11 protein-coding genes and 1 tRNA gene are annotated in these 15,715 nt (G+C 46.4%); 10 read left to right on the top strand and 2 right to left on the bottom strand.

Translation table 11 applies throughout. The features are described from left to right. Positions 1-12: 12 nt before the first annotated feature. From MKY44_RS22615 to MKY44_RS22595, 5 genes are all read left to right on the top strand, one after another. Positions 13-1,260: an STM4014 family protein gene (locus tag MKY44_RS22615; protein WP_341008677.1), complete on the top strand. Its 1,248-nt coding sequence runs from the start codon at positions 13-15 to the stop codon at positions 1,258-1,260. Continuing rightward, complete coding sequence (locus tag MKY44_RS22610; RefSeq protein ID WP_341008675.1) at positions 1,253-2,038, top strand: STM4013/SEN3800 family hydrolase; 786 nt, start codon at positions 1,253-1,255, stop codon at positions 2,036-2,038. Before MKY44_RS22615 ends, MKY44_RS22610 begins: the two co-directional genes overlap by 8 nt. A 47-nt stretch (positions 2,039-2,085) precedes the next feature. Then, complete coding sequence (locus MKY44_RS22605) at positions 2,086-3,474, top strand: STM4012 family radical SAM protein (RefSeq protein WP_341008674.1); 1,389 nt, start codon at positions 2,086-2,088, stop codon at positions 3,472-3,474. After that, positions 3,471-4,334 (top strand): STM4011 family radical SAM protein, encoded by an 864-nt coding sequence (locus tag MKY44_RS22600; RefSeq protein ID WP_341008673.1) that lies wholly within the window; start codon positions 3,471-3,473, stop codon positions 4,332-4,334. The genes MKY44_RS22605 and MKY44_RS22600 overlap by 4 nt, the downstream gene beginning before the upstream one ends. Before the next feature lie 332 nt (positions 4,335-4,666). Further along, positions 4,667-6,361: a methyl-accepting chemotaxis protein gene (locus MKY44_RS22595; protein ID WP_341008671.1), complete on the top strand. Its 1,695-nt coding sequence runs from the start codon at positions 4,667-4,669 to the stop codon at positions 6,359-6,361. 142 nt (positions 6,362-6,503) lie between these two features. On the opposite strand, the gene asnB is transcribed toward MKY44_RS22595, so the two are convergent. Continuing rightward, positions 6,504-8,348, bottom strand: coding sequence for an asparagine synthase (glutamine-hydrolyzing) (gene asnB, locus MKY44_RS22590; protein WP_341008670.1), 1,845 nt, complete (start codon positions 8,346-8,348; stop codon positions 6,504-6,506). A gap of 192 nt (positions 8,349-8,540) precedes the next feature. Here asnB and MKY44_RS22585 point away from each other — a divergent pair, with 192 nt between their 5' ends. Both MKY44_RS22585 and MKY44_RS22580 read left to right on the top strand, forming a co-directional pair. Continuing rightward, positions 8,541-8,840: a hypothetical protein gene (locus MKY44_RS22585; protein ID WP_341008669.1), complete on the top strand. Its 300-nt coding sequence runs from the start codon at positions 8,541-8,543 to the stop codon at positions 8,838-8,840. A gap of 31 nt (positions 8,841-8,871) precedes the next feature. Then, complete coding sequence (locus MKY44_RS22580) at positions 8,872-9,228, top strand: hypothetical protein (RefSeq protein ID WP_341008667.1); 357 nt, start codon at positions 8,872-8,874, stop codon at positions 9,226-9,228. A 177-nt stretch (positions 9,229-9,405) separates the two neighbouring features. On the opposite strand, the gene MKY44_RS22575 is transcribed toward MKY44_RS22580, so the two are convergent. Beyond that, a complete protein-coding gene (locus MKY44_RS22575; protein ID WP_017692583.1) occupies positions 9,406-9,699 on the bottom strand; it encodes a DUF4870 domain-containing protein in 294 nt (97 codons plus the stop codon). Between the two features lie 291 nt (positions 9,700-9,990). Here MKY44_RS22575 and MKY44_RS22570 point away from each other — a divergent pair. The 3 genes from MKY44_RS22570 (at position 9,991) to MKY44_RS22560 (ending at position 15,614) form a co-directional block, all read left to right on the top strand. Then, positions 9,991-10,064: transfer RNA gene (locus tag MKY44_RS22570), tRNA-Arg, on the top strand. 425 nt (positions 10,065-10,489) lie between these two features. Continuing rightward, positions 10,490-11,260, top strand: coding sequence for a class I SAM-dependent methyltransferase (locus MKY44_RS22565; protein ID WP_341008666.1), 771 nt, complete (start codon positions 10,490-10,492; stop codon positions 11,258-11,260). 394 nt (positions 11,261-11,654) lie between these two features. Next, the gene (locus MKY44_RS22560; protein WP_341008664.1) at positions 11,655-15,614 is read left to right on the top strand and encodes a S8 family serine peptidase; all 3,960 of its coding nucleotides are present in this window, start codon (positions 11,655-11,657) and stop codon (positions 15,612-15,614) included. Positions 15,615-15,715 lie beyond the last annotated feature (101 nt).

Genomic DNA, 15,715 nt, shown 5'->3' with positions numbered 1-15,715 from the left:
GGTGTAAAGGAAATGAATGAAAGCCTGCATCAACCAATAGATGTACCTGATCTAACGCAAGATCAGCCCTTTTTATTGATCGGAAACCCTGATAACCGACGAACACAAGGGCTGCAAGAGGCTAGGCATAGATTGGGTTTGACACCTGCGGTTGTACTGCCATATGCTCAATTGCTCCAGAATTGGAGACACGGACGAACCATCGCTGATACAGTAGATTTCAATCTGCCTGTACCCCTGATTCGGATTGATGCTCCAGGTGAGGATTGGGAAGTGGAGCGTGAACTACTGTTCCTTGGAGCTATGAACGATACGTCAACATTAACGGGTGGAATGGGTACAGAAGCATTTTCCGCAGAGCAGGCACTTGCGCTGGAACAGGAGTGGGGAAGAATTTACGCTCCCGCCCAGTGGTTTCGTGGCTGGAAAGCATGTTTGGATCGAATCGGACGTGAGTCTCGGGAAATGTGGCCTGAAGTCCGATTCATGAATGATCCCGCCGAGATCCAATTGATGTTTGACAAAAGAACATGCCAGCAGCATCTATCTTCACATGGAGTTGATGTACCTCCGGCGCTTCAAACTTTGCAGCCAATCCGCAATTATATGGAACTGCGTAGCTCAATGAAGGCTGCCGAGATGCATCGTGTGTTTGTGAAGCTTGCGTGCGGCTCCGGGGCTTCAGGAGTTGTTGCCTATCAAGTCAATCCCCGAACGGGTGATGAAATCGCTGTAACAACGATGGGGATGGAACAGAGACAGGGCAAGACGATTTTCTTCAATGAAGGACGTCTACGCAAGTATACCCGCAGTGAAGAGATTGCTACGCTAATGAACTGGTTATGTGCAGAAGGTGCACAGATTGAACGATGGATGCCCAAAGCCACGCTTGATCAACGGGCCTACGATATTCGCCAGCTGGTTGCGGGTGGACAGGCAGGTCATGCGATTATGCGGCTGAGCCATACGCCAATTACCAATCTGCATCTGCGCAATGAACGTATGTTGCCTGCTGAAGCAGGGCTGGATGAACAGCGGATGTCGCTGGTTCGGTCGGCAGCGCAAGCAGCCATGTCTGCATTTCCCAACTCGTGGTCAGCCGGGATTGATGTGATGCTTACGAGTGGTTCGAATCCGCGTGCCTATGTGCTGGATGTGAATCCGTTTGGAGATCTGTTATACAGGGTCGAGCATCATGGCCTGGGAACCTACGAGTGGGAAATGGAACTTTTACGAAAGGAGCCTATTCAACATGCCTGATATGAACACCATTGTGGGCTCCCATGATCTGTTAATGATTACGCTGGATACGTTACGCTATGACGTAGCCAAGCTGGAAGAGGAGAATTGTCCTAATCTGTGTGGTTCGGGTCCGTGGGAGAAGCGCCATACCCCAGGCAGTTTTACATATGCGGCACACCATGCTTTTTTTGGTGGTTTTATGCCGACTCCTGCTAATACAGATAAGGCATCTCATGTAAGGCTATTTCATTCCCGAAATACCGGGCTCAAAACACATCCGCACACCTGGCTGTTTGATACACCGGATATCGTATCCGGGTTCGCAGCTGAAGGTTACCGTACCATCTGTGTTGGCGGCGTCATCTTTTTTACGAAAAAAAACCCGCTTGCAAAAGTATTGCCCGGCTATTTCCAACACAGCTACTGGAGAATGAACTTTGGGGTAACCAACCCCAAATCAACAGAGCATCAGGTACAGCATGCATTAAAGCTGCTTGAACAGACAGCGCCGGATGAAAAGATATTTATGTTTTTGAACGTGTCTGCCATTCATGGCCCCAATCGTTACTTTGTAGAAGGAGCCAAGAAGGATTCGGTGGAAACTCAGCGAGCTGCACTCCGATATGTAGATGAGGCTCTTGGGCCATTGTTCGAGGCGATGAGGAAACGCGCCCGGCCTGCCTTTTGTTTAGCTTTTTCCGATCATGGTACAGCTTACGGTGAAGACGGGTATCAAGGACACCGGCTTGCGCATGATGTCGTCTGGACGGTGCCTTACCGCGAATTTTTAGTATAGAATGTATTGATCTTATGAGGACAACAACCGGAGACAGGAGGAAACCGATGGAGAAACATATACAACAGACAACAACAGGCCATTCCACACAGTCCGGATCCAATATTGCTACAAGTCTCAGTGAAGTACTGGCATTCCCTTATCGTTCTTACTTATACTCGTACCCGCACAAGACCGCCTATCGGGAGCTTGACCCACCACTTCCGTTAGGGCCGCTGTGGGAACGAGAAAATACCGATACGTATTTTTTATATATGCATATTCCCTTTTGCGCTGCTCGTTGCGGATTCTGCAATTTGTTCACCCTGCCGGATCGACGGGATGATACACATGAACGCTATGTAGATGCGCTGGAACGTCAGGCGAAGCAGTGGGCACCCATTACATCCAGAAGGCCGTATTCGCGGTTCGCGATTGGTGGGGGAACGCCTACATTATTAAATGAGGTTCAGTTGAATCGTCTGTTTGATATTGCTGAACATGTGATGGGGCTGGACCCTGCGCAAGCATCGATTTCAGTGGAAACGTCGCCGGATACCGTTACGGAAGCCAAGCTGGCCATCATGAAGGAACGAAGTGTGGATCGTATCAGTATGGGCATCCAGAGTTTTATTGAAGCTGAAGCATCTGCCATCTATCGTCCACAAAAACCGCAGGAAGTTGAACGAGCGCTTGAGAAGCTTACTCGGTATGATTTCCCGTTGTTGAATCTGGATCTGATCTATGGTTTGCCGGGTCAAACGGTGGAATCGTGGATATATTCATTGGAAAGAGTTCTGGCCTACGAACCGGGCGAAATCTTTATCTATCCCTTGTACACACGGGAAAATACAATCGTGAAGCCTGATGATATTCGCCGTCAGGGACCTGACATTCGGATGGAACTGTATAAAGCTGCACGTGAGACTTTAAAAAGTAAAGGTTATGTGCAATATTCGATGCGCAGATTTGCCAAAGAACAGTCGTCCTCGAAAGTGCTTCTGCCTTATAGTTGTCAGGAGGAGGGCATGGTTGGTCTGGGATGTGGCGCACGCTCTTATACGAGTGAAGTACATTATGCTTCCAAGTATGGCGTGAGTTACAAGGCCACACAGAGCATCATTGCCGATTATGTGGCAACTGAGCGCTACGATGTGGCGGATTATGGCATCGTGTTAAGCCGTGAGGAACAGAGACGTCGCTTTATTCTGAAAGCCTTGCTGCATCGGGAGGGATTGACGTTGTCTGACTACCAACAGCGCTTTGGTACCGATGTGATGTCCGACTATGTCTGGTTGGCTGAACTGTTGACAGAGGGCATGGCGGAGTTGGAGAACGATGAGGGCAAGCAGGTGCTGCGTCTGACAGAAGAAGGACTGGGTTACTCCGATGCGATTGGAGATTGGCTTATATCTGCCGAAATTCGTGAACAGATGGAAGGGTTTGTTTTCTCATGAGAGCGACTTTGTATTATCGGGGGAAGTTGTCTTCCTGTAATTACGACTGTCCATACTGCCCTTTTAGCAAAACGGTGGATTCCAAAGAGACGTTGGAAGTGGATGAACAACAATTGCGTCAATTTGTGAATTGGGTGAGGGAGCAGGAAGTTGAGGGACACCAATTTTCGATTTTCTTCAATCCCTATGGTGAAGCTTTGGTGCGTCGTTGGTACCGGGAAGCGATGGTTGAGCTGTCACATATGCCACATGTGGATAAAGTTGCAATTCAAACCAACCTGTCCGTCAAGCTGGATTGGGCGAGGGAACTGGATGCGAACACAGCAGCCTTTTGGGCGACGTATCATCCTCGTGAGACAAAAGAGGCTTCTTTTGTAAAACAATGTCTGACCTTGCGTCAGATGGGACTTGCTTTTAGTGTCGGTACGGTCGGACTCCGTAGTGCTTTCCCCGCAATTGAGTCCATGAGACAGGCTTTGCCGGATGATGTGTATATGTGGGTAAATGCCTTCAAAGATCGGCCCAAGTATTACACGCCGGAAGAGATTCAGTTTTTACGTGGGCTTGATCCGCTTTTTGAAGGTAATCTGCAGGATTATGAGAGCTTGGGCAAACGATGTGCTGCCGGTTCGGAAGTATTTTATGTACAGGGGTCCGGGCATGTGAAGAGGTGTTACAAGGATCGTCGAATCATTGGACATCTGTATCGCGATGGTTTGCAGGCTTTGTCTGCGGATCGGCCTTGTCGCATGAAAAAATGCGGCTGTTACATCGGTTATATCCATATGGAGGATTCCCCGTTCAGGGAAACCTTTGGTAGCGGGCTGTTGGAACGTAATCCGGTATTGATCAATCGTTAACTTTGAATTGAAATGCGCTGAAATTGATAAAGACTTTACACCAGTAAGTACTGCTGGGTAAAGTCTTTTTTTTTATTTTGGTCTAACGATTCAAAATGTGTAATTTAGGATAAAAGAGATGTAGTATATTGTCGATTATGCGTGTATAAAAACCTAAATTATAGTATGGGTAGATACTATAGACCTAAATTTGATTGCGCAATATACTAACCTGTTTTAAGTAGTCTCATATTTATCCATTTTATTTGAATTAAAAGGAGGGAGAATTTTAGCGTTCAGATTGACTACATAATTCATGATTGAAATACATTGAAACGTATGGGGGAAATGAAATGAAAAGAGTGTCCATTAGTAGGAAATTGCTTTTAGGTTTTGGTTCTGTACTTCTTTTATTGGTAGCCGTTGTAGTCATCTCATATACTCAGTTTATCTCGGTTGAGAAAACGTTTACGGATTTAATCCGGGAGCGTACCGCGAAACTGCTCACGATCAAAAACATGATCATCGATGTGAAATCCCAGCAGGTTGCTTTACGGAATTTTGTGACGGAAGAGAATGATCAAAGTGAGCAACAATTCAAGTTTTTTTATGAAGATTACCGTAAAACCAGCGAAGAATTAAGATCAGGCATTCAAACCCCAACGATGATTGATTTTCTGGATCGTTCAGACCGCAGTGCGGAGGAATATTATGCCTTTGGACAGAGTGTCATTGAATTGAAAAAACAAGGCAGAACTAGCGAGATCACAAGGATGCTGTTAGATACAGGTCCAACGATCATATCCGGATTTGAAGAAACGGTAACTGCCATGGAACAACATCAGCAAAATTCATTGGACACTGGCATTGTAAATGCCAATCAACTCATTCAAAAAGTACTTCGTTTAATCATGATCATTGGTATCATCTCGATCGTTTTAGGCGTGGTAATTGCATTGAGCATGGGGAGAATCATATCCAAACCAGTTGCACATGTGGCAAGGGCTGCAAGCCGAATTGCTGATGGAGACCTGACGGGTGAGGCGATTGTTGTTCGTAATCGGGATGAGATCGGAGAACTGGCGGAATCCTTCAACAAGATGATGGAGAACTTGCGCCATTTAATCCATCAGGTGGGTCATAATGCAGATCGGGTAGCTGCTTCTTCTGAGGAGTTAACGGCAAGTACAGAGCAAACGGCGACAGCGACCGAACAGGTAGCTACAACGATGGAAGAGATTGCTACGGGTATGGATACGCAGGTGAGTATGGTTGGAGACGGGTTTCATACGATTAATGAATTGTCCACAGGCTTTCAGCAGATGACAGTGAATACACAAAATATGTCGGATGAAGCAACGAATGCGTCAGCGAAAACCATATCTGGTAATGATGCGGTTCAATCGGCTGTTGGGCAGATGAACTCGATTCATCAGACTGTACGTGTACTCGCTACGGTTATTGAAGAACTAGGTAATCATTCAGATGAGATTGGATCTATGGTTGAAAGTATCTCCGAAATATCGGCACAAACGAATCTGCTGTCTCTTAATGCGGCTATCGAAGCTGCAAGAGCAGGTGAGCATGGTCGTGGATTCGAGGTGGTTGCTACAGAGGTGCGCAAGCTGTCTGATCAATCTGCGAAATCAGCAGAACAGATCAGTGTACTCGTAGCTGCTATACGCAAAGGGATGAATAATGCATCACAATCCATGGGAGAAGTAAACGCTGAGGTTCAGGAAGGCATAGAACTTGTCCGTAAAGCAGGAGGTACTTTTGAGGAGATTCGTGAAGCTGTCGGCAATGTCGCAGGTCAGACTCAGGAGGTATCTGCATCCATTGAACAAATGGCGGCGGGTGTGGAGCAGATCAATGTGTCCATGAAGACCATCATGGAAGTAACAGAGAATGCAGCTGCCGGAACAGAGGAAGTTAGTGCAACGTCCGAGGAACAACTGTCTGCCATGCAGGAGATCGCATCGGCGGCTAATGACCTTTCCTCTATGGCGGAAGAGTTACAGGAGTCCGTTAGTCGATTCAAAGTGTAATCATGGATATACTTCTGGGTGAAGTTCAATATTTATGAATGATCGTATCGTGTATGTAAAACAAGTGGGTGCCCAGGAGAACAACAGTTATGCTGTTCTCCTGGCACCCTTTTTTTGATGAAGTAGCGATCAGGGGGTCATTCTAACGAATAGCAACTTTATATGTCCGCAACCAGGTGTTGATCTGAGTCAGATAAGCAAATAGCTGGGGACCCGACATGAGCTGTCCGAACCAGGGGAGATTGGAAGCTGCATCCGGTGAAGACGCAAGATTGCGAATCTGAGCTTTGTCGATCAAAGGTAAAATAGGCGATGCAGGATCATCCAGGATATCAAGCACCTGTTGTTTAACCGCGGCCAGATATTGCGGATTATGTGTTTTCGGGTATGGACTCTTTTTGCGATATAACACATCGTCAGGCAGGACACCTTCGAGTGCTTTACGCAGAATACCTTTTTCCCGTCCACCCGTTATTTTCATTTCCCAAGGGATGTTAAACACATACTGGATCAGACGATGGTCACAGTAAGGTACCCGTACTTCCAGTCCTGCCCCCATGCTCATCCGGTCTTTGCGATCCAGAAGTGTAGGCATGAAACGTGTAATGTTCAGGTAGGACATCACCCGCATTTGTGCAGCTTTACCTGTTTCCCCATCCAACAGAGGCACTTCAGCCACTGCATCTGAATAGCGGTCTGCCAAATAGTCGAGTGGCCGAATCCATTCCCGAATTTCCGGGGATAATAGCGCTGCTCGCATATCGGGTGCTACAGACCACGGAAACGTACCGGAGTTCAGCATATCTTCTCGATGGAACCAGGGGTAACCGCCAAACACTTCATCCGCTGCTTCGCCTGAAATGGCAACCGTAGCCCCTTTTTTGATTTCTTTACAGAACAGATAGAGTGAGGAGTCCACATCTGCCATGCCTGGCAGATCCCTTACTAGCATGGCCTGTGTCAGTGCATGAACCAGTTCTCCATTCTCGATCTCAATCCAGTGATGGTCGGTTTTGAGTTCATCCACCATTCGCTTAATCCAGGGCCCATCTGCACCCGGCTGAAAGGAATGTGCCTGAAAATGCTTGGCGTTATCCACATAATCGACAGAATACGTACTGACTTGGCCTTGCCCCGTCCGGTTGTAATAATCCACGGCTAATGCAGACAAGGCACTGGAGTCCAGTCCTCCTGATAAAAGAGAGCATACCGGAACATCCGATGCCAACTGGCGCTCCAGTGTATCCTGCAAGAGAGATCGTACCTCGGCTGCCGTCTCTTCCAGGTTATGTTCGTGATTCTGGCTTTCCAGTTTCCAGTAGGCATAGGTTCGGATCCCGTTTCGGTTATAGATCAGCGCGTGCGCAGGTTTGAGTTCGCTCAGTGATGAGTATACGCCGTGTCCTGGTGTCCGTGCAGGTCCTACGATAAACACTTCGGCCAATCCTTCCGGGCCAACAGCGGCTTCCACGTCCGGGTGAATGAGCAGAGCTTTGGGCTCAGAACCAAATACGAGAGTGTCTTTGTTATTACTGTAGAACAGAGGTTTCACGCCAAGGCGATCTCGTGCGATAAAAACCTGTTCGCGTCCCCCATCCCATATGGCAAAAGCAAAAATACCGTTAAACCGGTCAACACATGCCGGTCCCCACTCAATATAAGAGGCGAGCAACACTTCCGTATCACATTGCGTGCGGAACTGATGCCCCCGCTGGAGCAATTCCTTTTTCAACTCGGGTGCATTGTATAGTTCTCCGTTATACACGACGGTATAGGAGGTATCTCCCTGTAACGCATGCATGGGCTGTGCGCCGTTCTCGGGATCCATTACACTAAGACGCCGATGTCCAAAGGCACAAGGATTGGAGATCCATGTACCTGAAGCGTCGGGCCCCCGGTTCGACAAGCTATCCGTCATACGGACCAGCAGCTCTGATTCCTGGGTCAAATCCCGATTCCACTGTATGAAGCCGGTAATACCGCACATGGTTTGTTCATCCTTTCTTGGTCGAGTCATTCATCCGTATGGCTGCTTAGTTACTGGCAACCAGCAAATGTTGTCTTTTCGTCAGAGGTCGTAACAAATATATGCCGAAAGCAGGCATAAAATGTCTGTCCTCTTCGGAAACTAGTTCTAGGGACAACGGCCTCAACATGCCTGTGAAGGAGAGAACATGCAATGGACAGTATGAAGTATTATGTGTCTGTCATGGGCCGCTCCGTTATTCCGGATCCGTCGGTAACATCATATGAATGGATCATTCAGGCAACGCCGCAGGAAGCGGAGCAATTACTGGGACTGCTGAGCCTCATGCAGGAAAAGGAGGAAGAGGCCTTTCCTGGCATGGTATTCCCATGGCCAGATACACCGGAGGAGTCCGTAAACCGAGCTTATGAAACGGCATTACAACAGGTGTATCGAGAGATTTACCGATTGGGCACACCAGAGACACGATACCAGATTGAACAAAGTACATGATAAGCACAAAGGAAAAGGAGCGCGATGACGAATGTATGCTATTCAAGATGCCAAAATACGCAGATTAACCGAGGTGGATGGATTGTCTTGTGCAGAGGTTGAAGTGCAGCCTGGAAATGCCGGAGATCCGTCGTTACTTGTATACGTGGCTTCAACACAGCCCGGAAATTCGCTGGAAGTTGTTCGGATTGTACGCAATCACTCCGATTCGGCGATCGACTGGTATAACAATAATATGCATACTGCGTTTGAAGAGGCGACAGATAACGCATTTGAGAACAGCGAAGGTATGACAGTCGAAGAAGATAAAGCTCGGTTTCAAAGTGAGTTGTTTGCCTTTGGTTTGCTTGGTCCAACACTTCAGCGTTATCTGATCGGGCAGGCTTAACAAGTAACGCTCCGGCAACACATGTGGCGATAGTGGGATAGAATTTAATGTTGAGCATACGTAGACAGTGACCTGTTGTTGTTGCTGGTTGCTCTTACTGTATCTGTAACTGGAAAAACCCGCCGTTGTTGAACGGCGGGTTTTGTTATGCGATGGTCAGATCAGGTGGAGATGTGATCAAGCATACTCGCGCAGTACTTGAATCCCTTTAACCACATTGTACACAAAGCTTAATCCGTAGATTACAAAGAATAGAATGACAAACCCAACGGCGGAACCCAGACTATGCGCAGTTACGAAGAAATAAAATAACGGAATGGCAGCGAGAAAGGGGAATACATGTGAGAATAAGGCGCGTTTCGCATGTCCCTCAATGTAATCATCCTTGGCAACAATCCATATAATGATCGGAAACAGGAACGGAGCAAAGAAAATACTAAAGTAGGATAGGGCTGATAAAAGTTGTCTCATGACGATTCTCTCCTTCAATGGATCATTGAATGTATGTATGCAAAAGATTACCCAGCAATTCTGACATTGAAAATGTCTGATGTTCATCTTACTCTAAATGTCCCAATCTCCTCAATATAACCTGGTTCAAGCTATCATATTCTCAAAGGGACTGGAGTATGAGAATAACACCGAAAAGTACATGTTTGAGCCCGCATTTAAGTATAATTATTAATTTTTTTATAAAACTATTGAAAAATATAGAAATCAGAGTATAATAAGAACCGCGCCGAAAATTTATTATACATATTTGTCTCAGTAGCTCAGCTGGATAGAGCAACGCCCTTCTAAGGCGTCGGTCGGGGGTTCGAATCCCTCCTGGGACGTAAAAAAAAGAAGCTTCCTTCGGGAAGCTTCTTTTTTTCGTTCAGGGGAAGAGAACCCCCAATGGTTCGTCGGAGCATCCGCTTCGTTAGCGCTACATCGCAGTCTCGACTGGAAGGAGAGTATCCCTCCTGGGACGTAAAAAAAGAAGCTTCCTTCGGGAAGCTTCTTTTTTTCGTTCAGGGGAAGAGAACCCCAATGGTTCGTCGGAGCATCCGCTTCGTTAGCGCTACATCGCAGTCTCGACTGGAAGGAGAGTATCCCTCCTGGGACGTACTAAAAAGAAACTTCCTTAGGGAGGTTTTTTGCGTTCAGAGGAAGTCTCCTATTGGTTATACCTATAAACAATATAGAATCTATATATTTAAAGAATAAACAATTCTATGCCACAATGAGGAAATCAATAACGAAAGCGACGGTGGTATCTATGAAATCATTAAATCAATGGCAAGCAGATGAGTATGACAACAAACTGGCTTTTGTGTCCGGATACGGCAAAAACCTGATCTCGTGGCTTCAACCCCAAAAAGGGGAATACATTCTTGATCTGGGTTGCGGGACTGGGGATTTAACGCATGAAATTTCTCTGACTGGAGCTGAAGTTATCGGCATGGATGCATCGCTGGAGATGATTCGCCGTGCGAGGGAGAAATTCCCTGAACTTGAGTTCGTGGAAGGAGACGGTCATCAATTTGAGACGAATAGACTGTATGATGCCGTTTTCTCCAATGCAGCCCTGCACTGGATGCGAAGCCCGCGATTAGTGGTGGATAGTATATGGAAATCTTTGAAGCCTGGAGGGCGTTTTGTAGCAGAATTTGGTGGTAAAGGGAACGTGCAGACCATTGTGAATGCATTAGAGGAGGTTATGGAGCGAAACACGGGCATTCGTGCATCGGAACGCAATCCGTGGTACTTTCCTTCGATCGGAGAATATAGCCATATTTTAGAGCAACGTGGATTTGTGGTGCGACAGGCCTATCACTATGACCGTCCTACCAGACTGGCAGATGGTGAGCAAGGTATAGTAGGCTGGTTGACTCATTTTGGAGGGGACTATTTTGAGGGGCTCAGTCATGAAGAGATACAACAAATATGCAAGGAAACCAGTCAGATCGTGATGCCTCACCTTTGGAAAGATGATGCTCTGTATGCCGATTACAAACGTCTGCGTATTGAAGCCGTGAAGCCAGAATAAGTAGAATTTTGTGATATGTAGCAATTTTTATCGATGTTAAACGAATTATCAAGATCCTCTGTATGCTAACCACGCTTCCCCTATACACCAGGAATCTCTTTCGGATAAAGAGGCTCTTGGTCTTTTTTTGATGCATTATTTTAAAAATGAAATATTCAAACGACAAATAATTACAAATGGATATTTTTATCATACTCATGACCCATATAAGTAATTTTTATATCATATTTGTAAGTATTTAGAAGGAAAATGTGGTATTTTGATAGAATAATTTACCAAGGGTCAATCCTTCTGGCAGATAGGTGGTGAAATTGGAGTGTGTATTGCAGTACGCACAAACAGCAGGAACCCATCATTAGGTGACGTATTCACATTTAAAAGGAGGGGCAAAGCCTTGAGTAAACGATTGATATCCACGTTATTAAGTGTTCTGATGGTCTTTTCCATTATTCTCCCCGCGGCTGGAGCCGCTCCCACAGATTCAGTTATTCAGCTTGACAACTTACCTAGTACAGCCGAAGCCAAACAATGGAGAGAGATTCTTGCAGGACGGGAAGCAAAGCTTGCCGCAGATCCATTTTTGGATAAAAGCTTGGAAGGTCTGGGTGGAGAGAACACCCGAGTGATCGTTGAACTTTCCAATAAACCTGTTGCAGTAGCGCAAGGTGAATCAACCCTCTCCGGAAAATCTTTTACCTCCTCTATGGAAACAAAGGCTGTGACTCAAGTTGAGCAACAACAACAGTCATTTGTACATAGCCTCACTCAGAAGAAAATCAAACATGAAGTATTAGAAGAATATGCATATGCCCTGAATGGTGTAGCGATTGAGCTTAAAGGAAACCAAGTGGGACAATTGCTTCAAATACCTGGCGTGGTCAGCGTATATCCTGACCTTGAAGTTACAATAGCGCCAGAGACAGATGAAGTGAACCCATACATGAAAGACACAGCGCCTTTTATTGGTGCACCTGAAGTATGGGATCTGGGTTACAAAGGAAATGGCATTAAAGTCGGAGTCATTGATACAGGGATTGACTATGAACATCCTAATTTGCAGGAAGCTTACAAAGGCGGATGGGACTTTGTTGGAAACGACAATGATCCGTATGAAGCGACATATCAAGAATGGAAAAGTTCAGGGGAACCTGAGTTTAATGAAAGGGGAAGTGCCTTTTACACATCCCACGGTACGCACGTAGCCGGTACCATTGCTGCTCGTGAAGCAGGGGATTACGGGATTGTTGGCGTTGCTCCTGAAGCAGATATCTATGCTTACCGTGTACTTGGACCGTATGGTAGTGGTCAAACCTCATGGGTACTCGGCGGAATTGATCGTTCTGTTGAAGATGGTATGGACGTAATTAATCTCTCTTTGGGGAATGCCGCTAACGATCCAAGTTATATTACCTCGGTAGCCCTGAATAATGCGATGTTGTCTGGTGTGACAGCAGTAGTTGCCAGTGGCAATGACGGACCCAACCGGTATACACTCGGTTCTCCGGGGGCATCTGCCATGGCCATCACTGTAGGTAACTCCACAGGCCCTAGCCAGCTTATTACAGCGGATACTCACTTCTGGATTGGTGAGGAAGGCGAAGAGACACAACCTGAACAACAACCGGTGCCAGAGGTTGAACAATCTCCTGAACTGGGTACGGCACCTGGAACAGAAGAGCCTGAAGGTTCAGAGCAAGATGTACCCGCAACTGCTGATGAAGAAAGTGCAGCAGCTGTGGAGGACACAGTTTCTAACGAAGCTGAAGTTCCGAATGTAGGAGAAGCTACAACGGAAGAAAATACTCCATCTGCATCACCTTCTGCACCCGTTGAAGCTTCTCCTGAAGCTGCCCCTGTGGAAGAAGAGTCTGTAATTGCTCCGACTGAAGCTCCACTGGCTATTACAGAGTCGGTTTACCGTCTGGATCTGATGGGATGGAGCCTGTCGGCAGACCCTGAAACTGTTTTGACAGGGAAATATGAGCTTGAATATGCAGCACTGGGTAAGCCAACTGATTTTGAAGGTAAGGATTTTACAGGTAAAGTGGCATTAATACAGCGTGGTGAAATCGCATTTGTAGAGAAAATCGCCAATGCTAAAGCAGCCGGAGCCTTAGCTGTTATTGTGTATAACAACATTCCCGGTCCAATCGGTGTAAGTCTGGGCGATAACTTTGAACTCATTCCAACACTGAGCATGTCTAAGGAAGATGGAGATGTGATCAAGGCTGAGCTGGACGCAGGCCAAGCCGTTGAAGTGAGTTTTAGTGATTTTGAACGTTCCCAAACTCCGGGCGATGAAATGAATTCATCCAGTTCACGTGGACCTGCTAAGGTAACGCTGGACATCAAACCGGATATTGTTGCACCAGGTACAAGCATTTTGTCTACGATTCCTGCCTACGGCAAGGATGAGCCAGACGCAGATTACGCACAAGCTTATGATCGTAAATCAGGTACAAGTATGGCTACACCTCATGTAGCAGGTTTGATTGCGTTGCTGATCGAGAAACATCCGGAATGGACACCATTTGATATCAAAGTTGCACTGATGAACAATAGTAAAGTGCTGGATACAACCAAGTTTGATGTATTTGATCAAGGTGCTGGCCGTATTCAGGCTGTTAATACCATTGATCCTGCGGCTTTTGTCAAAGTGCTTGATGTAACTCAATACACAGAAAGTGGCTCTGTTGTTGAAAAGGAAAATATCACCGGAAGTATCAATTACGGTAATTTCCTGAGCACAGATGAAAAGACGATTACCAAAACAATTAAAGTTGAAGCGCTGAATGGTAGTGGTGGGGATTACACCGTAAATGTGAATCCAACTCGTAATGTCGCTGGTGTATCTGTTGCGGTAGACAAGAGTTCCTTCACACTGAATGGTGAGGAAGAACTTGCAGTGACAATCACCGTTCCACGAGGGGTTACTGCCACTACAGAAGCCCAAGGATACATTGAGTTCTCGAACGGAACCAATACTTTTACTGTGCCATATGTTGCTCATTTCAACGTTACGTTGAGTGGGGTTAAATATATTGAAACCGTAAAAGGCACTGAGAAAAATCCATTCCACTATCCATTGAAGGCTGATGGTACGTTGGATACGCTGAATGTTGCGATGGAATTCTATAATCCGATGACATTTGCCCTGATTGAGATCTATGATGGTCTTAATCCGGAAGGTGGATATTATCAAGATGGTTATATCGGCTCCATCTTTGGTAACTATTTTAACTTCAATGCCAATGCAAGATACAACCTTGCTTGGGACGGCTCATATGCAGATTACACAACCGATGAAGTGACTGAGATTCCGGATGGTTTATATACGGTAGACATCACTACTATTGGTACGGACGGCAAAACCTATAAGGAAGACACTTCGCCATTTTTGGTGAAAAAGACAGCTCCGGCTGTAACTGCACCAGAAGCGTTGGAGTTCAAAGAGGATGAGTCTGCTGTTCTTAATGGTAGCGTGGAAGACTTGTACTTCCGTGTAGCCCCTGCGCTTGCCAGCGGATGGGACATCACGTTTGATCCGGCAGCTTCCCTGGAAGCAACGTATGTTGTGAAAAAAGAAGATGGTTCGGTTTATAAAGAAGGAGTCTTTGAAGTACAAGCTGATGGCAGCTTCAGCCTTCCTTTGGAGGGGATTGAAGCAGGCGAGTATGCTGTTGACCTTACAGTAAAAGACCAACAGGGGCTTTCGGGTACAGCCAATACGGCACTGAAATTGGAAGCCGTGGAGACCGAACCTGAAACTCCGGCAACTAAGGCCCCAGGTACACCTGTGTTGTCTCACAATAACTGGGTAGGCAACGGCTTACCAGAGGGCGCGTATATCGTTACAATGAACCTGTGGTGGGGCGAGAACGCAACTAGCTACAAGTTATATGAGGATGGGGTTTTGGTTGATACGCAAAAGTTGACTTACAACGCGCCTTGGGCGCAGTTTGCTCAGACGAAGATCACGGGCAAAGCCAATGGCACGTATACGTACGTGGCTGAGCTGACTAACGACAAGGGAACAACGCGTAGTCAGACGTTGACTGTTCGGGTTACCAATGCAACACCAGGCAAAGCGGTTCTTTCTCACGATAACTGGGATGGCGATGGCAATTATAAGGTGACTATGAACCTGTGGTGGGGAACCAACGCTACAGAGTATCGTCTCTATGAAAATGATACGTTGATCGACACGCAAGAACTCCGTGCGGTATCACCGCTTGCGCAAATTGCTGTGACTAAAGTGTCAGGGAAAGCTTCGGGCACGTATACGTACCGGGCAGAGTTAATTAACGCAGCCGGCGTTACCAGCACAGACACGATTAAGGTAAAAGTGAAGTAAGTTCATTCCTCATTGAAATTGATTAAATTAATGAAGGAATTGTTCTATGCATAAACGGCCTCCATCCTGAATTTCAGGATGGAGGCCGTTTTGTTTTTTTA

It is taken from the genome of Paenibacillus sp. FSL R7-0026, from assembly GCF_038004485.1.
Lineage (GTDB): Bacteria > Bacillota > Bacilli > Paenibacillales > Paenibacillaceae > Paenibacillus > Paenibacillus xylanexedens_A.
Note: the sequence above shows the minus strand (reverse complement) of the source record. Positions and strands in the feature narration are given on the sequence as shown.